Source organism: Blastococcus litoris (assembly GCF_003075095.1).
Taxonomy (GTDB): Bacteria; Actinomycetota; Actinomycetes; order Mycobacteriales; family Geodermatophilaceae; genus Blastococcus_B; species Blastococcus_B litoris.
The window spans coordinates 265,979-286,621 of record NZ_QCZF01000004.1 but is presented as its reverse complement, the minus strand read 5'-3'; the positions used below and the strand labels follow the sequence as shown (position 1 = coordinate 286,621).

The window sequence follows — 20,643 nt, the reverse complement described above, 5'->3', positions numbered from 1 at the left end:
GGGGCCGCCGAGGGGCGGCCCCACCTCCGGTCACTGGAAGCCGATGACGACCGCCGTGCCGCCTTCCTGGCCGACCAGCACGACCATGCCGTCGTAGCTGCCGTCGGGCAGCTCGAGCGTCACGTCGAGGACGTCGGAGGCCGTGCCGGGGTCGAAGCTGACCGCGTCGATCGTGTAGTTCACCGGCAGCGTGCCGCCGGCCGCCTCGGCGATCTCGGCGGACAGCAGGTCGGCGTCGCCGGCGTAGTAGGACTGGAAGTCGCTGCCGCCGTGGCCGATCGCGGTCGGGAAGTCGCCGAGGACGACGTCGTCCAGGAAGGCCGCACCGCGGTCGACCGAGCCGATGATCAGCCCGCCGTCGCCGGCGTACGGGGTGCCGTGGTCGTCGGGCACCTGCTCCTCGTCCGCCTCGGGCGGGACGACCGCGTCGCCGTCGACGTCACCGAGCTGGTCCTCGACCTGCGCGCTCTCCTGCGCGGGAGGTGAGTCGGCGGTGTCGTCGGCCCGCAGCAGCACGAAGGCGAGAACGCTCGCGACCGCGGCGAGGAGGACGAGGCCGCCGATCAGCCACGGCACCAGGTTGTTCCGCTGCGGCGCGGGCGGCGGGTACGGCGGCTGACCGTGGGGCGGCAGCTGCTGGGTGGTGCCGGCCGGCGGGTAGGGGTGGCTCACTGCGCGCTCCTCGGTGGGCCGGGCACACCGCCCGGGGTCGCGGCGAACCTAGGGCAGCTCGGGCCGGGAACCGGAGCGGCGCGGAGGACGAAGCCGAGCCGTAATCACACCCGCCGCGCCCGCCCCTCGCGGTCCTGCCGGCGTTGTCCCATCACCGGCCAGATGCGAGCCCGAAGTGTCCACTCCGAGGACAAGCCTCGGGGCTGTCCACAGCCTCGCCGTCGCTCCGGGTCACGCGATCCTGACGAACTCCAGGATCGGAGCCGTGCACGACATCGCCACCCTCCTCGGCCCGACCCGGACCGCCTCCATCGCCGCGCTCGCGAGGGAAGTCAGCCCTCGCAGCATCGGCCGCTGGCTCGAAACCGGCCGGCTGGTCCGGTTGCATCCCGGCTGGGTGACCCTCCCGGAATGGGCCGATGACTGGAGCGTCCGAGCCAACGCTGCCACGAGCTACGCGGGCGGACCGCTCAGCCACATCAGCGCCCTGTCGGTTCACGGGCTCGTCGACGACCGCGGGCGCCAGCTGCACGTCCTCACGCCGTCCCACCACCGCGTCCGCACCACGCCGTGGCTGCGTGTCCACCGGAGCCGCCTCGCCAGCGGAGTCGTGATCGCCCGCGGACTGCCCGCCACCCCGCTCCCCCGAGCCCTGATCGACACCTGGGCCGACGCACACCGCCGTCGCCGGGGCTTCGCGAGCGTCGCGCGCGGAGCCGTCCTGCGGGCGACGAGGGAGCGGAGGGTCGGAACCGAGGAGCTGGCCCGGGAGCTGGCCCGCCGCCCCGAACTGGCCGGCCGCACGGCTCTCGTCGAGCTGCTCGGTCTCATCGCCGGCGGATGTCAGAGCGAGCTGGAGATCTTCGGTGTCCGGCACGTGCTCGACATCCCCGGGCTGCCTCCGTGCCGTCAGCAGCACGAGGTGCGGCTGTCGGACCGCTCGGTGTTCCTGGACGCCGCGTGGCCGGAGGTCAAGGTCGCCGTGGAACTCGACGGGGCTGCCTTCCACGGCAGCCAGGAAGCGCGGGAGCGCGATCTCCGGCGTGATGCGGCTCTGACGGCCCTCGGGTGGGTGGTGCTCCGCTTCAGCTACCGCCGGCTGACCCGCGACCCGGAGGGCTGCCGAGCGGAGATCCTGGCCACCTACCGCCGGCGCCGGCTTACCGCCGACCGGATCAGCTGAGCGTTGTCCCTCCACCGGTCGGAGTGGAGCCAGAAGTGGCCGCTGCCGGGACAACGCCCCGCCCCAGGAACGGCGAACGGCCCGCCCCTAGGTGGGGACGGGCCGTCGCGGTGGCTGGGGGCTAGGCCGACTTCTCGCGGCGCTCGCGGGTGGGCTTGCGCGGGACGATCGTCGGGTTCACGTGCTCCAGGACGACCTCCTTCGTGATCACCACGGAGGCGACGTCGTCCCGGCTGGGGACGTCGTACATCACCGACTGGAGCACCTCCTCCATGATCGCGCGGAGGCCGCGGGCACCGGTGCCGCGGAGGATGGCCTGGTCGGCGATCGCCTCGAGGGCGTCGTCGGTGAACTCCAGGTCGACGCCGTCGAGCTCGAAGAGCTTGCGGTACTGGCGCACCAGGGCGTTCTTCGGCTCGGTGAGGATGTTGATCAGCGCCTCGCGGTCGAGCTTCTGCACGCTGGTGATGACCGGCAGGCGGCCGATGAACTCGGGGATCATGCCGAACTTCAGCAGGTCCTCGGGCATGACCTCGGCGAAGGCGTTGGCCTCGGCGATCTCGGCCTTGCCGCGGATCTCCGCGCCGAAGCCGATGCCCTGCTTGCTGGTGCGCTGCTCGATGACCTTCTCCAGGCCGGCGAACGCGCCACCCACGATGAACAGCACGTTCGTCGTGTCGATCTGGATGAACTCCTGGTGCGGGTGCTTGCGGCCGCCCTGCGGGGGCACCGACGCCGTCGTCCCCTCGAGGATCTTGAGCAGCGCCTGCTGGACGCCCTCACCGGAGACGTCGCGGGTGATCGACGGGTTCTCGCTCTTGCGGGCGATCTTGTCGACCTCGTCGATGTAGATGATCCCGGTCTCGGCGCGCTTGACGTCGTAGTCGGCGGCCTGGATCAGCTTGAGCAGGATGTTCTCGACGTCCTCGCCGACGTAGCCGGCCTCGGTGAGCGCCGTGGCGTCGGCGATCGCGAACGGGACGTTGAGCATCCGGGCGAGGGTCTGCGCCAGGTGCGTCTTGCCGCAGCCCGTGGGGCCCATCAGCAGGATGTTGGACTTGGCGAGCTCGACCGAGTCGTCGCGGGAGGCGCGGTCACCACCGGCCTGGATCCGCTTGTAGTGGTTGTAGACGGCCACCGAGAGCGTGCGCTTGGCCTGGTCCTGGCCGATGACGTACTGCTCGAGGAAGTCGTGGATCTCCTTCGGCTTCGGCAGCTCGTCGAACTTCAGGTCCGAGGACTCCGAGAGCTCTTCCTCGATGATCTCGTTGCAGAGGTCGATGCACTCGTCGCAGATGTAGACCCCGGGGCCCGCGATGAGCTTCTTGACCTGCTTCTGGCTCTTCCCGCAGAAGGAGCACTTGAGCAGGTCACCGCTCTCACCGATTCGTGCCACCTGCTGACCTCCACCTGTCTGTCGCGGGGGTGGGTGTCCCCGACCCTGCGGACTTCATTCTGGCTGCTTCGCCCCTGCTCGGCCTCGTGGTGCGGGCTGACCCGTGAGGCTCTCCTCCCGGCGCTGCCGGCCAGGGATCGGGCGCCCGCAGACCGTAACCCCGACTGCCGACGTCTCCGGGCAATGACTCACCCGGTTCCGGCGACCGTCCCACTTCTGTCCCGCATGTGCCCCGTGCCTCTCGGATCCTCCGTGTCGACCAGGTGTGTCGACGGTACGGGTCGAGGGCGCGACACGCGCACCCTCGACCCGTCCCGATCGGCGTCAGACCGCCGGGAGAGCGTTCAGCTTCCGGCTCTGCACGACCTCGTCGACGATGCCGTAGGCCTTCGCCTCGTTGGCCGTGAGGATCTTGTCGCGCTCGATGTCGGTGCGGACCTGGTCGAGGGTCTGCCCCGTGTGCCGGGCCAGGATCTCCTCCATCTGCGACCGCACGCGCTGGATCTCGGCGGCGTGGATCTCCAGGTCGGACACCTGACCGCCGGACTCGCCGGAGGGCTGGTGGATCAGCACGCGGGAGTACGGCAGCGCCAGGCGCTTGCCCGGCGTCCCGGCCGCGAGCAGGACGGCAGCCGCGGAGGCGGCCTGGCCCATGCAGACGGTCTGGATGTCCGGGCGGACGAACATCATCGTGTCGTAGATGGCCATCAGCGACGTGAACGAGCCACCGGGCGAGTTGATGTAGATCGTGATGTCGCGGTCGGGGTCGGCGGACTCCAGCGTGATCAGCTGGGCCATCACGTCGTTGGCCGAGGCGTCGTCGATCTGCACCCCGAGGAAGATGATCCGCTCCTCGAAGAGCTTGTTGTAGGGGTTGGACTCCTTCATGCCGTAGCTCGTGCGCTCCACGAAGGAGGGCAGGATGTAACGGCTGGAGGGCATCTCGAAGCTCATGGGTCTCAGTTCCTCCGAACCGTCAGTTGTCCGTGACCGGGTTGCTGTTGTCGGTCATGGCGGCGCGGCTCACGACGTGGTCGACGAAGCCGTACTCGAGGGCCTCCTGCGCGGTGAACCAGCGGTCGCGGTCGGAGTCCTTCTCGATCTGCTCCACCGACTGCCCGGTGTGCTGCGACTGCAGCTGGTTGAGCTCGGACTTGGTCCGGCGGAACAGGTCGGCCTGGATGGCGATGTCGGACGCGGTGCCGCCGACGCCGGCCGAGGGCTGGTGCATCATGATCCGCGCGTGCGGCAGGGCGTAGCGCTTGCCCTTCGTGCCGGCGGTCAGCAGGAACTGGCCCATCGAGGCGGCCAGGCCCATGCCGTAGGTGGCGACGTCGCAGTCGATGAACTGCATCGTGTCGTAGATGGCCATGCCCGCCGTGACGGAGCCGCCGGGCGAGTTGATGTACAGGTGGATGTCCCGCTTGGGGTCCTCGGCGGACAGCAGCAGCATCTGGGCGGCCAGCTGGTTGGCGATGACGTCGTCGACCTGGCTGCCCAGGAAGATGATGCGCTCGCGCAGCAGGCGCTCGTAGACCGAGTCGCCCAGGGTGTTCATGCCGCTGGCGCCGCGCATCATCGGTGCGCTCGCGAGGTTCGGGTGGGTGGTGCTCACGGGTGCGGTGACCTCCGTAGGACTCGCTGTGCAGTAGGTCTCGGTGGAGTGGTGCAGGGCTGGGGCGGCACTCCGGGGGGCGGTACCCCCCGGCCGATCGCCTGAGTCCTGTCGACCCTAACGCGGTCCCCCGACGACGCAGTCCCCGTCGGGGCGGTGTTCGCCGACGGCGCAGCGGAATGCCCGGGAATGCGCGACGCCGCCCTGCCCGTGGAGGGCAGGACGGCGTCGGGACGGGGGTGTTCCTCAGGCCTTGGACACGTCCTCGGTGTCCTCGACCGCGCCCTCGATGGCCTCGACCGCGGCGGCCTCGGCGGACAGGTTCGCCTCGTCCTCGTCCGCGGTGTCCTCGGCGGCCGGCGCTGCGGCGCGCACGGTCTGCGGGCGCAAGGCCTCGAGGTCGACGACGTTGCCCGACGCGTCGGTGATGGTCGCCTCCTCCAGCAGCTGGGCCAGCGTCTTCGTCCGGCGCACGTCGGCGACGAACTCGGCGATGTTGCCGCCCTGCTGCAGCTGCTGCGCATACTGCTCCGGGCTCATCCGGCTGCGCTGGGCCTGCGCCATGATCTGCGCCGACAGGTCGTCGTTGTCGACGGTGACCTCGCGGGCGTCGGCGATCGCGTCGAGGATGAACTGCGTCTTGACCGCCTGCTCGACGTTCGTGCGCTGCTCGGCGTCGTACTCCTCGCGGCTCTGGCCACCGGACATCTGCAGGAAGCTGTCCCAGTCCATCCCGGCCTGCTGCAGCTCCTGCTCGAAGGCCCGGTTGCGCCACTCGATCTCGCGCTCCACCAGGTTCTCCGGCATCGGCACCTCGACGGTCTCGATGAGGTGCTCGACGATCTTGTCGCGAGCCTGGGCGCCCTGGCTCAGCCCCTTGCTGCGGGCCAGCCGCGTGCGCACGTCCTCGCGCAGCTCGGCAAGGGTGTCGAACTCGCTGGCGGTCTGGGCGAAGTCGTCGTCCAGCTCGGGCAGGTCCTTGGTCTTCACCGAGCGGACGGTGACGGTGACCTCGGCGTCCTGACCGGCGTTCGGGCCGGACAGCAGCGCGGTGCTGAAGGTCTTCGACTCGTCGGCGGACAGCCCGCGGACGGCGTCGTCGAGACCGGCCATGAGGTTGCCGGAGCCGACCTCGTAGGACATGCCGGTGGTCGAGCCGTCCTCGAGCACCTCGCCGTCGAGCTTCGCCTCGAGGTCGATGGAGACGAAGTCGCCGTCCTCGGCCGGGCGGTCGACGCCGGTGAGCATGCCGAAGCGCTCGCGCATGACGTCGACCTGCTGGTCGATCTCCTCGTCGGTGACCTCGACGTCGTCGACGGTCACGGCGATGGCGTCCAGGGCCGGCAGCTCGAGCTGCGGCGCGACGTCGACCTCGGCGGTGAAGGCGAGGGTGTCGTTGTCGTCGAGGCGGGTCACCTCGATGTCGGGCTGACCCAGCACGCGGACCTGGTTCTCGCGGACGACCTCGGAGTAGACCTCCGGGATGGCGTGCTGGACGACCTGCTCCAGCACGACGGGGCGCCCGATGCGCTGGTCGAGCACGCGGTTGGGCACCTTGCCGGGGCGGAAGCCGGGTACGCGGACCTGCTTGCCGAGCTCCTTGTAGACCTCACCGAAGGCGTGGTCCAGGTCGCCCCACGGCACCTCGATCGCCATCCGGACCCGCGTGGGGCCGAGTTCCTCGATGGTGCTCTTCACAGCGGCAGTGCTCCTCGATTGCAGACAGACGGGCGCCGACGGGACGGACGGCGCGGAATCGCCCACGAGTCTAGAGACGCGTGGGCCGGGTCGGGGTGGCGGGATGTGAGCTCACAGCGCGCCGTGACGTCGGGGTGGCGGGATTTGAACCCACGGCCCCCCGCTCCCAAAGCGGGTGCGCTACCAAGCTGCGCCACACCCCGTGGCCGCCCGAGTCTAGGCGGACACCGCCGGACGCCGGTCCGCCCAGGGCGCAGCCTCCTCCAGCGCGGCCGCGACCCGGACGAGGACGTCCTCCCTGCCGTACGCCGCGACGAGCTGGACGCCGACCGGCAGGCCCTCGTCGGTCCGGTGGAGCGGGAGGCTGACGGCCGGCTGGCCGGTGACGTTGAACTGGGAGGTGTAGGGCATGAAGCTGTTGATCCGGCGCCCCTCCTCCTCGGGACCGCCCGCCGTGAACCAGCCGAGCTCGGGCGGCGGCGCACCCACCGTCGGCGTGACCAGCAGGTCGAAGCCCTTCCCGCCGTCCTCGGGCGATGCCCACCAGGCCGCCATGCGGCGGGTCCACCGGCCGAGCACGTGACGGGCACCCAGGTAGTCCTCGGCGGTCATCCGCTTCCCCGCCGCCCGGTACGCAGCGTTGCGGGGTTCCAGCTCGTCGTCGCGGACCGGACGGCCGAGCGCGCGCTCGAAGGCCGCGACGGTCAGGGCGGTGTCACCGGCGATCGTGGCGGCGAAGAACCGCCCGAACTGCCTGTCGAACATCGCGTCCGGCGAGCCCGGCTCGACGGCGCAGCCCAGCTCCTCCAGCAGCGCGCCGGCTCGCTCCACCGCGGCGCGGCACTGCGGGTGGTCCAGGTAGCGCTCGCCCGGGCCGACGTCGAGCACCCCGACGCGCAGCCGACCCAGCGGGGCGCCGACCTCGTCGACCAGCGGCCGGGCGAACGGGGGTGCCACGTAGGGGTCCCCCGGCATCGGCCGGCCGATCAGGTCCAGGACGGCGGCGGTGTCGCGCACCGAGCGGGTGACGACGCCGTCGATCGTGGCGCCCGCCCAGCTCTCCCCGACGTCGGGGCCCTGGCTCACGCGGGCGCGGGTGGGCTTGAGCCCGACCAGCCCGCACTCGCTGGCCGGGATGCGGATGGACCCGCCGCCGTCGCTGGCGTGGGCGACCGGCACCAGTCCGGCGGCCACCGCCGCGGCCGAGCCGCCGCTGGAGCCGCCCGTCGACCGGCCGACGTCCCACGGGTTGCGCGCCGGTCCGTTGGCGTCCGGCTCAGTGGTGATGGTGGTGCCGAACTCCGGCACGTTGGTGCGCCCGACCGGCACGAAGCCGGCGCTGCGGAAGTGGCGCGCCAGGTAGCTCTCGGTCGGCCAGACCCACCCGGCGTCCCGGAGGAACGACGTCCCGTAGTGGGTGGCCTCGCCGGCGAGGTGGCAGCCCATGTCCTTGAGCAGCATCGGGACACCGCGGAACGGACCGTCCGGAAGCTCGTCCGCGGCCTCCGCGCGCGCCGCCTCGAAGCGGTCCCGGACGACGGCGTTCAGCTGCGGGTCGACCGCCCGGATGCGGGCGATCGCCGCCTCGACCAGCTCGGCCGGGCTCGCCTGCCCGGTACGCACGAGCTCTGCCTGGGCGGTGGCGTCCAGCCACGTGCTGTCGGTCACGTCGGGCACGCTAGCGGCCGCCGGCCCCGGGGGGACGGCGGCCGCGGTGCGCGGACCTCAGCCGACGGGCTGCCGGGAGGCGGCCACCTCCAGGACCGCCTCCGCGGCGCGCGCGGGACCGTCGTGGCCGGCGTAGGCCTGCTGGAGCGCGCGGGCCCGCTCCCGGTAGGCGGGGACGGCGAGCACGCGGCCGACGCCGTCGCGGAGCTGGGCCGCCGTCGGGGTGTCGGTCTTCAGCGCGATGCCCGTGCCCGACCAGATGACCCGGGCGGAGACCTCCATCTTGTCCTCGGTCAACCCCGCGACCACCAGCGGGACGCCGCTGGCCAGCGCCAGCTGGACCCCGCCGTAGCCGCCGTTCGTGACCATGACGTCGACGAACGGGAGGACCTCGGTGAAGGGGATGTACTCGACCAGCCGCAGGTTGGCCGGCCGGTCGTCGGCGGGCAGCACCTGGTCCGGGTCGTGCCCGACGGTCGTGGCGATCACCAGGGCGTCGGCGTCCGCGAGGCCCTCGATCGCCGGCAGGACGAGATTGCGCGGCTCGGTCGCGATGGTGCCCTGGGTGACCAGGACGACGGGCCGCCCCGCCGCCTTCGCGTCCAGGACGTCGCCCCACCACTCCGGCGGCGTCCACTCGTCGACGCCCTTGGGCAGGAGCGGCCCGACGAACTCGACTTTGGCCGGCAGGTCGCGGCGCGGGTACTCGAACTGCGGCACGCTCGGGACCAGGTAGCGGTCGGCGATCTGGACACCCCAGTCCATGAAGTACGAGTCCAGCGGCGGCAGGCCCAGGCGCGCCCGCACCTGCTCCGCCGCGCGCTGCGCCTCGGCGAAGACGACGCTGCGGATCGCCCAGTTCAGCGAGCGGTTGCGCAGCCGGCCCAGGGCGGACGACGAGGGCGGCAGCCCCATGCCGAAGGGCGCCGCGTCGACGCTCGAGAGGCCCAGCGGCGAGACGTTGAAGACCACCCGCGGGATGCCGCGGCGCTCGGCGGCGATCGCCCCGGCGGTGAAGCCCTGCTCGGAGACGACGACGTCCGGGGCGAAGGCGTCGATGACCTCGTCGAGCTCGGCGACCCATGCGGGGATCGGGGCGATGAAGAGGTCCATGATCGCCCGCTTGAGGGTGGCGAGCCCGGGCTTGCGGGCGCCGCCCTCGATCTTGTCGTCGACGGCGGTGTCGTCGAAGTCCAGCTCCGGGCTCATCAGGAAGACGCGTGCCCCGACCTTCTGGGGCAGGTGCGCGTAGTTGGCGCCGGTGTACCAGGCGACCTCGTGCCCGCCGGCGATGAGCTGGGCGGCGATCGGCAGGCCGGGACGCAGGTGGCCGGCCATCGGCATGCTGGTGAACAGGACGCGGGTCATGGCGTGCTCCTCGGTGTGGTGGCCTCCCGGGTGGAGGCGCTGCGGTCACCGTGCGCGCAGGCGGTTGACGGCTCCTGGACGATTCGCGACGCTGACCCGGCGCCGACCGAGCGGCCGCTTGATGGCGGCTGAACGCGCAGGTCAGAGGCGCGGCGGGACGGAGGTGGTCCGGTGCTCTTCGGCCTGCTGGGCGCCGTCGAGGCCCGGCCGGACGCCGGTTCGCCTGTTCTCGACCTGGGCAGCCCGCTCCAGCGGGTGCTGCTGGGCCTGCTGCTGACGGAGCGGGACCGCGCGGTGTCCCTCGACCGCATCGTGGCCGAGCTGTGGGGCGACGCTCCCCCGGCCGACCCCGAGGGCTCGGTGCACACCTACGTCTCGCGGTTGCGGCGGGTGCTCGACCCGGACCGGACGGGCGGCGTCCTGGTGCGCACGCCGGCCGGCTACCGCCTCGTCGTCCCCCCGGAAGGTTCCGTGGACGCCGACCGGTTCGTCGCCCTGGCCGCGGAGGCGCGGGACCTGGTCGCCGGGGGCCGGGCGGCCGAGGCGGTGGCGACGGCGGAGCGTGCGCTGGCGCTCTGGCGCGGGCCGGTGCCGCTCGAGGACGCCGGGGACCGCGACTTCGCCGTCCACGCGCGGCACCGGCTCGACGAGCTCCGGCTGACCTGCCAGGAGGACCTGCTCGCGGCGCTGCTGGCGCTGGGCAGGCCCGAGGACGTCGTGCCGGAGGCCGAGGATCTGGTGCGGCGGCACCCGCTGCGCGAGCGGCCGTGGGTGCTCCTGGTCGACGCCCTGTCAGCCGCCGGCCGCACCGCCGACGCGCTGGCCCGGTACTCCGACGCGCATCGGCTGTTCGACGACGAGCTGGGCGTGGCTCCCGGGCCGGGGCTGCGGGCGGCGCAGGCCCGGGCGGTGCGGGCCGGTGAGGACCCGCTCCCCCCGTCCCGGCCCTCGACGCCTCCCCTCCCGCGCCCCGAGCTCATCGGCCGCGGTCGCGAGTTCGCACTGCTGACCGGGCTGGTCGACGGGCTGCCGCGGTCGGGCCCACGGTTCGCGCTCGTCGACGGCGAGCCGGGCATCGGCAAGACCCGGCTGGTGGCGGAGGTGACCGCGGCGGCGGGTGCGTCCGGGGCGAAAGTGGCGTGGGGCCGCTGCCACGAGGACGACGACTCCCCCGCCCTGTGGCCGTGGCGGCAGATCCTGGGCGCGCTGTCGCGGGACGCCGAGGCCACCCTCTCCGCACCCGAGGGCGGGGCGTTCGCCGCGTTCGAGCGGGTGCTGCGGGCTGTCGTCGAGGAATCGGCGGACGCCTCGGTGGTGCTCGTCGTCGACGACCTGCACTGGGCCGACCCGGCGTCGCTGCGCCTGCTGTCGTTCCTCGCCGTGGAGCTGCGGCACGGGCCGATCGCCGTCCTGGTGACCTGCCGCCCGGACTCCGGGGACGTCGCCCAGGTGCGGGCCACGCTGGCCCGGACCGCCGGGTTCGAGCTCGTGGCCCTGGGTCCGCTGGACCCCGGGTCGACCGGGCGGCTCGTCGAGCGGGTGGCCGACGGGCGGCTCGACGCCGGGGTGCTGGCCGACCTGCACGACCGGTCCGGTGGCAACCCGTTCTTCGCCACCGAGCTGGCGCGCGTCGTGTCCGACGGGCCGCCGGGGCGGCTGCCGCCGAGCGTTCGGGACGTCGTCGTCCGCCGGCTCGACCGCCTGCCGACGGCGTCACGCGACGTGCTCCGGCTGGCGGCGGTGGCCGGGCAGCGCTTCGACGTCCCCCTGCTGTTGCGGGCCGGGACCGACGACGACGTCCTGACCGACGCCCTCGACGCTGCAGAGGCCGCGCACCTGGTACGCCCGTCGAGCGGGGGCGGGCTGGCGTTCGCGCACGCCCTGGTGCGGGAGTCGTTGCTGGTCGAGACGCCGGAGGTGCGGCGCAGCCGGTTGCACGCCCGGCTGGCGGCCGCGCTGACCGACGGCGGGGACCCGTTCGAGCGGGCGCACCACCTGGTCGCCGGCCGGCCGTTCACCGACACCCGGACGACGGTCGCCGCGTGCGCCCGGGCCGCGGAGCGCGCGGCGCGCGACCACGCGCACGAGAACGCCGCCCGGTGGTGGGAGCGGGCGCTGACCACCCTCGACGACGACCCGGCCGTCGACGCCCCCGACCTGCGGCAGGAGCTGCTGCTGCGGGCCGGCGCGACCCTGGCCCGGGCGGGTTCGTGGGACTCGGCGACCGGGCTGCTGTCGGCAGCGATCGACGCCGCCCTGGGCCGCGGGGATGCGGCGACCGCCGCGGCCGCCGCCGAGCAGTTCTGCCGGCTGGCCGGCCTCTGGTTCCCGGTCTCCTACGGCAGCTACCCGGAGGACCTGGTGCAGCGGCTCGAGGCGGTGCTGGCGGCGGCCGGTGGCGACGTCCCTGCACAGGTCCGCAGCCAGGCGGCGCTGGCGACCGTCTGCCACTACGGCCCGGACCGGACGCGCAGCCGCCGGGAGTCGGCGGCGGCTCTCGCGCTGGCCCGGCGCTCCGGCCGCGACGACCTGCTGGTCACGGCTCTCGTGGCGCGGCTGTCCGCGGCATGGCTGCCGGGTGACGAGACGGCGCAGATCGAGGACGCCACCGAGCTGCTCGGGCTGGCGATCGGACCCGGCCGGGCGGACGTCGCGGTGCTGGCGCTGTCGCGGCGCTCGACCGCGCGGCTGGCGCTGGGCGACCTGGCGGGTGGCGACGCGGACCTGGCCGAGGCGTGGGACGTCGCCCGCCGCCACGAGCTGCCGCTGCTGCAGGCGCAGTGCGTGAGCATGCAGGCGGCGCGGGCGACGCTGGTCGGCAGCTACGAGGTCGCGATGGAGCTGGTGGACCGCGCCGCCGACCTGACCCAGCGGACGCAGCTATACACGCAGACGTGGACGCACCTGGTGATGCGCGCGTTCGTCTGGATCGACCAGGGCTGCCTGGCCGAGCGGGTGCAGGGTCTGCCGCCGGAGTCGTCGGCGGGCGCGGGCGCGGAGCAGTTCCTGGTGGCGCTGGCGCTGCTGCAGGCCGGGCAGCCGGAGGCCGCCGCGGCGGCGATGGCGGAGCACGACGCGTTCCGGCCGTGGCCCATGCAGTGGGACTGGCTGTCCCTGACCTGCTGGCAGGCGCTGATCGCGGCCGAGCTCGCCGACGGCGGCGTGCTTCCCTCCCCCGACGTCGCCGCCGCGATCGCCGACCGGCTGCTGCCGTACGCGAGCCACCTGGCGCTGCAGGGCGGGATCGGTGCGATGGGCCCGGTGGCGCTGTACCTGGGGCGGGCGGAGGTGGCCGCCGGACGCGTCGAATCCGCGGAGGAGCACCTGCGGGCGGCGGCCGCGACCAGCGACCGGCTGGGGCTCCGGCCGTCCGGGGCGCGGGCGCACCTGGCCCTGGCCCAGCTGCTGGCCGAGCGCGGGGACGCGGGTGCCGCGGACGAGGTGGCGGAAGCGCTGCGGGTGGCCGAGGACATCGGCATGACGGGGATCGCACGCGACGCCCGGCGGCTGGCGGACGGGTGACGGCGCCGGGCCGTTAGGCTGTCCGGGCACCTCGCGGGTGTAGCTCAATGGTAGAGCCCCAGCCTTCCAAGCTGGCCATGCCGGTTCGATCCCGGTCACCCGCTCCAAGCACTGGCCACCTCGGATACCCCGTCTGCGCAGCTCAGCGCGGCTTTCGCGCCGCCCCCACGGGGCACGGCCGTGCCCGGCTCATGAGAGACGCACGAAGTCACAGCCGCCGGTGTGACGCGCCCGTGTACGACAGATGCGGCCGGTGGGCAGGTGGATCCTGCCGCAGCGGCCGGCAGCGGCGGCCGGTTCGTCGATGCTGGGTATTGCAGGTCCACTCTCTGGGCGCCGGTGCTCGTGTACTCGGGCGAAGGGATCGAGGTGTGCTCCTTGAACCAACAAGTGCGTGGGTGGTGCCGGAGTGGCGCGCTGTGCCGGATGTCGGATGCCGGCGCTGGAGCGGATCGGGCGCCGCGGGGCCGACGTGCAGCGGAAGCCGATTGCCCTCACCGACACTCACCTCGACATCGCCCAGGTCACGATCAGGCCGGGAGCGCGGGTCGGCGGGGCCGAGGTACGGCGGTCGCCGTCACCGCCGCTGGGCACCGCCCTCGGATTCCCAGCGCGTTTCCGCGACGGTCTTCCGTCGTTCCGGTGCCGTCCGGCCGCGCGCCCACACCGGCCGCCGACGGCCGTCGGGCGGCTCTGGTGGCGTCTTCTCGGTCGGCGGCCGCCGCATGATGCGGATGATGGTCACGGCTGTCGCCCCCGGGCGCGGGCGAGCTTGCGCAGCTGGACGATCCGCACGGAACCGAGGGCGAACACGACGATGCCGCCCAGGAGCGCGGCGGCCACCAGTGCGAGACCGAGCGGCGCGCCGCCGGAGAAGCCCAGGAAGGTGACCGTGGTCTCCCGCAGGTTCTGGAAGATGAACACGAGCATGATCACCAGCGCGCCCATCCCCGGGACGAGCCCGAGCCAGATGTGGCGTGACCGACGCGCGGGCTCGACTGCGCGGGGCGGCGGGGAAAGGGGTGTCGCTGGGTGAACGGGCTCGGGCGGAGGGCCGGTGCGCGGAGGTGCCGGGAGGGGTCCCATCAGGGACCGCCGATCTCCCTCCGCCAGCGGAGGGGCTGGGCGCCGAACTGGCGTCGAGTTCGACCCTACGCGCACCCCGAGGACAAGAGCCCTCTTCCCGGCCGGCAATCGACACCGAGCGCTCGCGTCCTTCCGCGCCGGAAGCGCGGCGAACTCACCTGGAGCGCCGACGATCGACCGCGTGCGCCTCGCGTCGCGGGGAGCTTCCCCGGGCAGGGCGACCACGCTTGCCTGGGTGGGGTACGCCGGAGGTCGCTCGGTACCGCGTCGGCACGGTGTACTGATCGCGGCCCGCTGTCCGAGGATGCGCCCGTGACATCGATCAGCAGCGGGCCAGCCGTCGTCCCGGAGGTCCGTGCCCGAGGGCTCGTGCTGATCCGTGGCGTTCCCACGGCGGCGCGGTCCTCCATCGCGTTCGGTGTCGGCTACCTCCTGCGGGCCGCCGCGAACAGGTTCCGGCGCCCGCTCACCGGGCCGGCTGAACGGGCGGACGCTCTACCGCCTCCAGGTCCGGGGCCCACCGGGGCGCGCGGACCCGGGATCCGGTGCGAGCGCCCCGGTGCGTCGGAAAGGGATGCGCCGTGACGCCCCACCCGGGTCAGAGCCATGCGCCCATACCGGTACGGACCATCCTCGCCACCATCGGCCTGGTCCTGGTCGCGGCCCTGGCGCTGTACCTCGTCGTCGAGACCCGACGGGTCCTGACGTGGATGGTGATCGCCACCTTCTTCGCCGTGGCCCTGTACCCGCTGACTGCCTGGATCCAGCGGCGGATGCTCGGCGACCGGTGGCGGGCACTGGCGACGTTCCTGGTCTTCCTGGCGGTGTTCCTCGGGCTCGGCGGGCTCGTCACCGCCTTCGCCATTCCGCTGGTCAGGGAGGGCACGAAGTTCGCCGGGCAACTGCCCGAGCTCATCGACCAGGCGCGTGCGGGGCACGGGGCGGTGGGGCGACTGCTGGAGCGCACGAACGCGCTGGAGTGGGTGGAGAACAACCACGACCGGATCGACTCCTTCGTCAACAGCCTCACCGCCCCCGCCGCGGGCGTGCTGGGCAGCGTCGCGACCGGGATCGCCGGCGCAGTCACCGTCTTCGTGCTCGCCTATCTCATGGTGCTCGAAGGCCCCAAGGTGGTGAACGGTGCCATGCGCGTCCTTCCGCCCTCCACCGGTGAGCGGATCCTGCGGGTCGGTGTCGACTGCGCCCGGTCGGTGACCGGATACCTCACCGGCAACCTGCTGATCAGCGTGATCTGCGGCGTCCTGACCTACGTCGTGCTGCTGATCCTCGGCATCCCTTTCGCCGGCCTGATCGCGCTCTTCGTCGGACTCGCCGACCTCGTCCCGCTGGTGGGCGCGACCATCGGCGGAGCTGTGGCCGTGATCGCCGGCTTCCTCCACTCGACGACTGCCGGCATCGCCGTCCTGGTGTTCTTCGTGCTCTACCAGCAGCTGGAGAACCACCTGCTGCAGCCGCTGATCTTCGCCCGGACCGTCAAGCTCAACCCGCTGGCCGTCATCGTCGCGATCCTCCTCGGGGTTGAGCTCGTCGGCGTGCTCGGTGCGCTGCTCGCGATCCCGGTCGCCGGCATGATCCAGGTGATCCTCCGGGACGTCTGGGACCACCGCCGCGGCCGGCTCAAGGCCGAACCCACCGTCGGGCCCGAACGGCGGCCGGCGGTCCCGGCGGACGACGACGGGCATCCCCGGCCGGAACCGACGACCACGCCCCCTCCGCCGGACCCCGGCGAGACGTCCGCGTCACCGTCCTGACGACGCAATCGACGAGGCACGAGTTGCTCGGTCGCGCGAACGCCCGGACTCCGGCCTCGAGCCCCCGGCGCCGTGCGGACCGCCCGAGACCATGCTCAACGACCGGGCGAGCGTGCTGATCAGCCGGCAACCAGCGGATCGGAAGCGCCCGGACGCACCCACCGCGGGGCTCTGGGCTGACCCGCGGCTGCGGCCTGCACTCTGGTGAGCTGCGGTCCGGGTCAGGCTGCGGCACCGGCCGGGACGGCACCGGCGGGCAGGTGCGCGTCATCCCGGCGGGTCGGTGCACGGCCCAGCAGGGCTCGCCGGTACAGCGCCTCGTAACCGACGACCATCGAGCCGGCATCGAACCGGCTCTGGACGCGTTCCCGGCAGTCCGCCGGCGACAGGCTGCGCGCGGTGGTGATCGCCGCAGGGAACTCCGCGGGGTCGTCGCAGAGGACACCGGTGACGCCGTCGACGACCACCTCCGGCACCGCTCCCCGCCGCAGTGCCACCACCGGTGTGCCGCAGGCCATGGCCTCGATCATCACCATCCCGAACGGCTCCTCCCACAGGATCGGGAAGACCAGTGCCGCCGCACGGGACAGCAGATCCCGTTTGGCCACGGCGTCGGCCGTGCCGAAGATCGTCACGTCGGGGCCGAGCCTCGGCTCGATGTCCGTCCTGTAGTACTCCCTCTCGAGTGGCTCGGAGCACTTGCCGGCCACCACGATGGGCAAGCCGACGCTGCGGGCGGCATCGATCGCCAGGTGCACACCCTTGTCCGGGTGCAGCCGGCCGAGGAACAGCAGCATCTCCTCCTTCTCCGCACGGAACGGGAAGCTCTCGACGTCGACGGCGTTGTGGACCGTACCCAGCCAGGACAGGTCCGGAGCCGCACGGCGCTGGGCGTCCGAGATGGCCACCAGGTCGACGGTGTCGCCGAGCTGCCGGTAGTACTCCCCCGCTTCCCCCGCAACCGGCCCGTGCATCGTGACGACGGTCGGAACGCGCCTGCCCCGCGCCTGCAGGGGGCCCGCCAAGGTGTGGTCGTGGACGAGGTCGACGTCGAGGCCGTCCAGGATGTGGGCCACGCTCGCGCTGTGCAGCACCTCGGGCAGTGGCTCTCCCAGCCGTGCGCTCGGCGGGTCGGCATAGGTGGCCACGAACCGCGAGGCGCGCGTCCCGGGCAGCCCGGCCCCGATCAGGGTGATCTCGTGACCGCGGTCGACCAGGCCGTCGACCAGGTCCGCGCACATGTTCTCGACGCCGCCGTAGCCGCGGGGAGGCACCGTGAACCACGGTGGGGCGATCATCGCGATGCGCAGCGGCCGTAGGGATGAGGTCTGTCTCATGGGGTCCTGTCTGTGGCGGTGCCGTCGTGCGCCCGGTACGGAGGGACCGACCGGGACGGTGGAGGAGTGCTTCAGGCGGGCGAGCGCTCCGCGGGGGCGACCGGCCGGGCTGCGGACACCGTGACGACGCCGGGCGGCAGACCGGAGGTCGTGGTCACGCCGTCCGCCACGCCTACGGTGACTCGCGCTCCGGCCAGCGCCACCCGGTCGATCCGGAGATCGCCCCAGTCCGCCGGCAACTCGGGCGCGAGCCAGAGCTGGCCGTCGGGTACCGCCGGGTCGAACCGGAGCATTGCGCGCAGCAGCAGCAGCGGGCTGGCCGCCGCCCAGGCCTGCGGTGAGCACGAGGTCGGATACGGGACCGGGGCCGGGAACTCGGCGCGGTCGAAGCCGCAGAAGAGCTCCGGCAGTCGTCCGCCGAAGAAGGCCGCCGCGTCGATGAGTCCGCCGGCGATCCGCTGCGCCTGCTCCACGAACCCGTAGCGCATGAGACCGGCCGCGATCAACGCGTTGTCGTGCGGCCAGACCGAGCCGTCGTGGTAGCTCATCGGGTTGTAGGCGGCCATGGACGACGCCAGCGTGCGCACGCCCCAGCCGGTGAACATCTCCGGGGAGAGCAGGTGCTCGGCGACCTGCGCCGCCTTGTCCTCATCGACGATGCCCGTCCACAGGCAGTGGCCCATGTTCGAGGCCAGGCTGTCGATCGGACACTTGTCGCGGTCGAGGCCTAGGGCGAACCAGCCGCGCTCGGCCATCCAGAAGTCGCGGTTGAAGGCCTCCTTCAGGCTGCGGGCCCGGTCGGCCCAACGCACGGCGCTCTCGCGGTCGCCGGCCTGCTCGGCGAGCCGGGAGCGAGCGACGTAGGCGGCGTAGGTGTAGCCCTGCACCTCGGCGAGCGCGATCGGGGGCTCCGCCAACCGGCCGTCTGCGAAGGGCACGCCGTCGAAGGAGTCCTTCCACCCCTGGTTGAGCAGTCCGGTCTCGGTTGCCCGTTGGTACTCGACGAAGCCGTCGTCGTCGCGGTCCCCGTAGCGCTGGATCCAGTCCAGCGCACGGTCCGCGGCCGGCAGGAGCTCGGCGACGTCCGTCGGGTCCGCGCCCCAGAGGGCCAGCTCGCCGAGCAGCTGCACGAACAAGGGAGTGGCGTCGACGCTGCCGTAGTAGACGGTCCCTCCGGCCAGCGAGTGCGCCGAGTCGGCCCCGAACCGCATCTCGTGCAGGATCTTGCCGGGTTCCTCCTCGCTGCGGGGCTCGACCTTGGTGCCCTGGAAGCGCGCCAGCGTGCGCAGCGTGCCCAGCGCCAGACCGGGGTCGAGCAGCAGGGCCATCCACGCCGTGAGCAGCGAGTCGCGCCCGAAGACGGTCATGAACCATGGCGCTCCGGCGGCGACCGATATCCGGTCGGGGTGCTCGGGGTCGAAGATGCGCAGGGCCCCCAGGTCCTCGCGGGTGCGCTCCAACACCTCGGCCAGGCCGCGGTGGTCGGTCTGCACGACCGGGTTGGCCAGGCGCCACTGCTGCAGACGGAGCGAGGGCAACGTGCGCTCCACCGGTTCCCCGCAGGCGTATCTGGGCGGGAACTCCACGCCGTCCAGATACGGCTGCACCTGCACGCAGCTCGACCACTCGTCACGCGCCGGGACGACGATCTCGATGGTGAGCGTCCCGTCCTGCGTGGCGGTCCAGCCGGGCGCGTGTACGCGGGTACCCCGGACGTCGTCCTGCCACGTCCGGCGGAAGGCGAGCCCGTCGTGGCCGGCCCTCAGTTCCTGGTGTCCGCGCGGCCGGACACGCCCTTCCTTCACCTCGAAGAGGTCGGCGAAGTCGGCGGCCGCGGTGATCGACAACGTGCAGCTCACAGGTTCGCCGGCCAGATTGCGCAGAACGACGTCCTCCCTCATCCCGTCGCCGACATAGCGGTGCCGCAGCACTAGCAGGGTGCTGTCGGCGCGACCGGCCTGCGGTCGGGCTCGGGCGACGAACGTCGTCGCGAACGGCTCACCCTCCATTCGGGCCAACAGTTCCGGCCGAGCGCCGTCGACCAGGAACTGCCACCGGGACAGCAGCCGGGTGTCGCGGAAGAACAAGCCGTGCGGCGCGTCCGCGCTGATGTCCCCGGTCGATCCGCAGACGCAGAAGCCCGCGCCCTCGACCAGGGTGACCGCTCCCCCGGGTGAGCCCAACGACGGTGGTTCCCCGGCGAAGGCCCAGCCTTCCGTCACGCGGTCAGCCCGCCGGCGCGGAGGTGACGCGTCCGTTCGGCGCGCGCCGGCGACGGGCGGAGCTGTGCCGTTCGTGCTGGAACCATCGCTGTCGTTCCCCTCTGGAGCGACGCCGGAGCACCCCTCATACCGCGTGGGTCACGCCGGCACGGTGGTGGCGGCGATCGTGGGGACCTCGGGGTGCCGAGGGTGGAACGGAGACGTCGTTGCCGGGAGCGACGGGAGTGCGCGGCGGCCGACAGACCCGCCGATGCAGGCGAGCCGGCGACCGGACGACTGATGAGCCCGGCCGCCACCTGGTACGCCGTGCGGCGCGCGAGAGTACGGAGTGCGCGCGTCGTGGGACGAGCGGAGGGCTGAACGGCGTCGATGCCCGCTCGCGCCTGGGGTGGGTCCCATGCGGGACCGCCGTTTCTCCCTCCGCCAGCGAAGGGACTCCACGCCGAGCTGGCGTCAGGCCGGACGATACGCGCACTGCGGCGACCCGACGTGCGTCCCGGAATGGAGGCCGACTCCGGTCCGATCGCCCGGGTACCGCCGGGCCGGACGGTGGTCGCGGGTGGGGCGTAACGTCGAGGTGCCGGTCTCTCCTCGTTCACTGCCTCCCATGGCAGCGCCGGGACCGACTTGCCACTATCCCGCCGCTCTGCGGCGGAGTCAGGCCCCGTCCGCCATGACGTCCTTCACGCTCGCTCTCTCCGTCACGACCTCCACCGACGTCCGGCACCTGGAACGGGCATCGTTGCTTCGGGAGGCCGCCGAGGCCACGGACAGAGGGGCGTGCGTCGTGTGCCCCCACGATCCTGCGAGCCATGACGCGATCGCGGCGCGGTTCTGCTCGGCAACCCGGGACGGCTCCATCGTCAGGGGTTGCGTCTGCCAGTGCTGACCGGACGTCGGTCGTTCGTCACCGAAGGGTGACGTCCGACCGGGCCCTGGAGCACGTTGTCAGCGCCATACCGGTCGGGGCCGCCATCAGCATTCGCAGCCGTTGGATCTCCGGCGGCGGTACGACCACTGGCGCAGCAGCACTCACTGCGATGGCTGGGCGCTCGCCGAATGCGCCATCGCCGTCGTCCCGGGCCCCACCAGGGGTCGCGTTCA

The 20,643-nt window shown here is 72.8% G+C and carries 14 protein-coding genes and 2 tRNA genes; 5 read left to right on the top strand and 11 right to left on the bottom strand.

Features of this window, described 5'->3' with window-relative positions; genetic code table 11:
- Positions 1 to 30 precede the first annotated feature (30 nt).
- Entirely contained in the window at positions 31 to 672 is a 642-nt protein-coding gene (locus tag DCS98_RS11000) for a hypothetical protein (RefSeq protein ID WP_116451393.1), read from the bottom strand.
- Positions 673 to 937: 265 nt separating this feature from the next.
- Here DCS98_RS11000 and DCS98_RS10995 point away from each other — a divergent pair, with 265 nt between their 5' ends.
- Positions 938 to 1,855 (top strand): DUF559 domain-containing protein, encoded by a 918-nt coding sequence (locus tag DCS98_RS10995; RefSeq protein WP_164704510.1) that lies wholly within the window; start codon positions 938 to 940, stop codon positions 1,853 to 1,855.
- 121 nt (positions 1,856 to 1,976) lie between these two features.
- Here DCS98_RS10995 and clpX read toward each other — a convergent pair whose 3' ends face one another.
- From clpX to DCS98_RS10960, 7 genes are all read right to left on the bottom strand, one after another.
- Entirely contained in the window at positions 1,977 to 3,251 is a 1,275-nt protein-coding gene (clpX, locus tag DCS98_RS10990; RefSeq protein WP_116451391.1) for an ATP-dependent Clp protease ATP-binding subunit ClpX, read from the bottom strand.
- Positions 3,252 to 3,575: 324 nt separating this feature from the next.
- Positions 3,576 to 4,205, bottom strand: coding sequence for an ATP-dependent Clp protease proteolytic subunit (locus DCS98_RS10985; RefSeq protein WP_116451390.1), 630 nt, complete (start codon positions 4,203 to 4,205; stop codon positions 3,576 to 3,578).
- 22 nt (positions 4,206 to 4,227) lie between these two features.
- Positions 4,228 to 4,866, bottom strand: a complete 639-nt coding sequence (locus DCS98_RS10980; RefSeq protein WP_420837353.1) for an ATP-dependent Clp protease proteolytic subunit — start codon at positions 4,864 to 4,866, stop codon at positions 4,228 to 4,230.
- 246 nt (positions 4,867 to 5,112) lie between these two features.
- A complete protein-coding gene (tig, locus tag DCS98_RS10975) occupies positions 5,113 to 6,564 on the bottom strand; it encodes a trigger factor (protein WP_116451389.1) in 1,452 nt (483 codons plus the stop codon).
- A gap of 129 nt (positions 6,565 to 6,693) precedes the next feature.
- A tRNA-Pro gene (locus DCS98_RS10970) sits at positions 6,694 to 6,767 on the bottom strand.
- A 13-nt stretch (positions 6,768 to 6,780) separates the two neighbouring features.
- Positions 6,781 to 8,232 carry an amidase gene (locus DCS98_RS10965; protein WP_206340195.1) on the bottom strand — a complete coding sequence of 484 codons (1,452 nt, stop codon included), beginning with the start codon at positions 8,230 to 8,232 and terminating at the stop codon, positions 6,781 to 6,783.
- A 57-nt stretch (positions 8,233 to 8,289) separates the two neighbouring features.
- The gene (locus DCS98_RS10960) at positions 8,290 to 9,600 is read right to left on the bottom strand and encodes a glycosyltransferase (RefSeq protein ID WP_116451387.1); all 1,311 of its coding nucleotides are present in this window, start codon (positions 9,598 to 9,600) and stop codon (positions 8,290 to 8,292) included.
- Positions 9,601 to 9,771: 171 nt separating this feature from the next.
- On the opposite strand from DCS98_RS10960, the gene DCS98_RS10955 reads away from it, so the two are divergent.
- Both DCS98_RS10955 and DCS98_RS10950 read left to right on the top strand, forming a co-directional pair.
- On the top strand, positions 9,772 to 13,122 hold the full coding sequence (locus DCS98_RS10955) for an ATP-binding protein (RefSeq protein WP_116451386.1): 3,351 nt from the start codon (positions 9,772 to 9,774) through the stop codon (positions 13,120 to 13,122).
- Positions 13,123 to 13,155: 33 nt separating this feature from the next.
- A tRNA-Gly gene (locus DCS98_RS10950) sits at positions 13,156 to 13,229 on the top strand.
- A 634-nt stretch (positions 13,230 to 13,863) separates the two neighbouring features.
- Here the strand turns inward: DCS98_RS10950 and DCS98_RS22980 are convergent.
- On the bottom strand, positions 13,864 to 14,070 hold the full coding sequence (locus tag DCS98_RS22980; RefSeq protein WP_164704509.1) for a lipopolysaccharide assembly protein LapA domain-containing protein: 207 nt from the start codon (positions 14,068 to 14,070) through the stop codon (positions 13,864 to 13,866).
- 719 nt (positions 14,071 to 14,789) lie between these two features.
- Between DCS98_RS22980 and DCS98_RS10940 the strand changes: the two genes are divergently transcribed.
- A complete protein-coding gene (locus tag DCS98_RS10940) occupies positions 14,790 to 15,980 on the top strand; it encodes an AI-2E family transporter (RefSeq protein WP_116451384.1) in 1,191 nt (396 codons plus the stop codon).
- Between the two features lie 221 nt (positions 15,981 to 16,201).
- Here DCS98_RS10940 and DCS98_RS10935 read toward each other — a convergent pair whose 3' ends face one another.
- Both DCS98_RS10935 and DCS98_RS10930 read right to left on the bottom strand, forming a co-directional pair.
- Positions 16,202 to 17,317, bottom strand: a complete 1,116-nt coding sequence (locus DCS98_RS10935) for a glycosyltransferase family 4 protein (RefSeq protein WP_116451383.1) — start codon at positions 17,315 to 17,317, stop codon at positions 16,202 to 16,204.
- A gap of 71 nt (positions 17,318 to 17,388) precedes the next feature.
- The gene (locus tag DCS98_RS10930; RefSeq protein WP_116451382.1) at positions 17,389 to 19,539 is read right to left on the bottom strand and encodes an amylo-alpha-1,6-glucosidase; all 2,151 of its coding nucleotides are present in this window, start codon (positions 19,537 to 19,539) and stop codon (positions 17,389 to 17,391) included.
- Positions 19,540 to 19,936: 397 nt separating this feature from the next.
- Between DCS98_RS10930 and DCS98_RS24090 the strand changes: the two genes are divergently transcribed.
- Complete coding sequence (locus DCS98_RS24090) at positions 19,937 to 20,428, top strand: RGCVC family protein (protein ID WP_420837352.1); 492 nt, start codon at positions 19,937 to 19,939, stop codon at positions 20,426 to 20,428.
- The last annotated feature ends 215 nt before the right edge of the window (positions 20,429 to 20,643 follow it).

Bases quoted from the DNA above. Each gene is read 5' to 3' on its own strand.
- DCS98_RS10935 (WP_116451383.1), bottom strand. From the start codon at position 17,317: ATGAGACAGACCTCATCCCTACGGCCGCTGCGCATCGCGATGATCGCC.
- DCS98_RS22980 (WP_164704509.1), bottom strand. From the start codon at position 14,070: ATGGGCGCGCTGGTGATCATGCTCGTGTTCATCTTCCAGAACCTGCGG.
- DCS98_RS10985 (WP_116451390.1), bottom strand. From the start codon at position 4,205: ATGAGCTTCGAGATGCCCTCCAGCCGTTACATCCTGCCCTCCTTCGTG.
- DCS98_RS10960 (WP_116451387.1), bottom strand. From the start codon at position 9,600: ATGACCCGCGTCCTGTTCACCAGCATGCCGATGGCCGGCCACCTGCGT.
- DCS98_RS24090 (WP_420837352.1), top strand. From the start codon at position 19,937: ATGCGGGACCGCCGTTTCTCCCTCCGCCAGCGAAGGGACTCCACGCCG.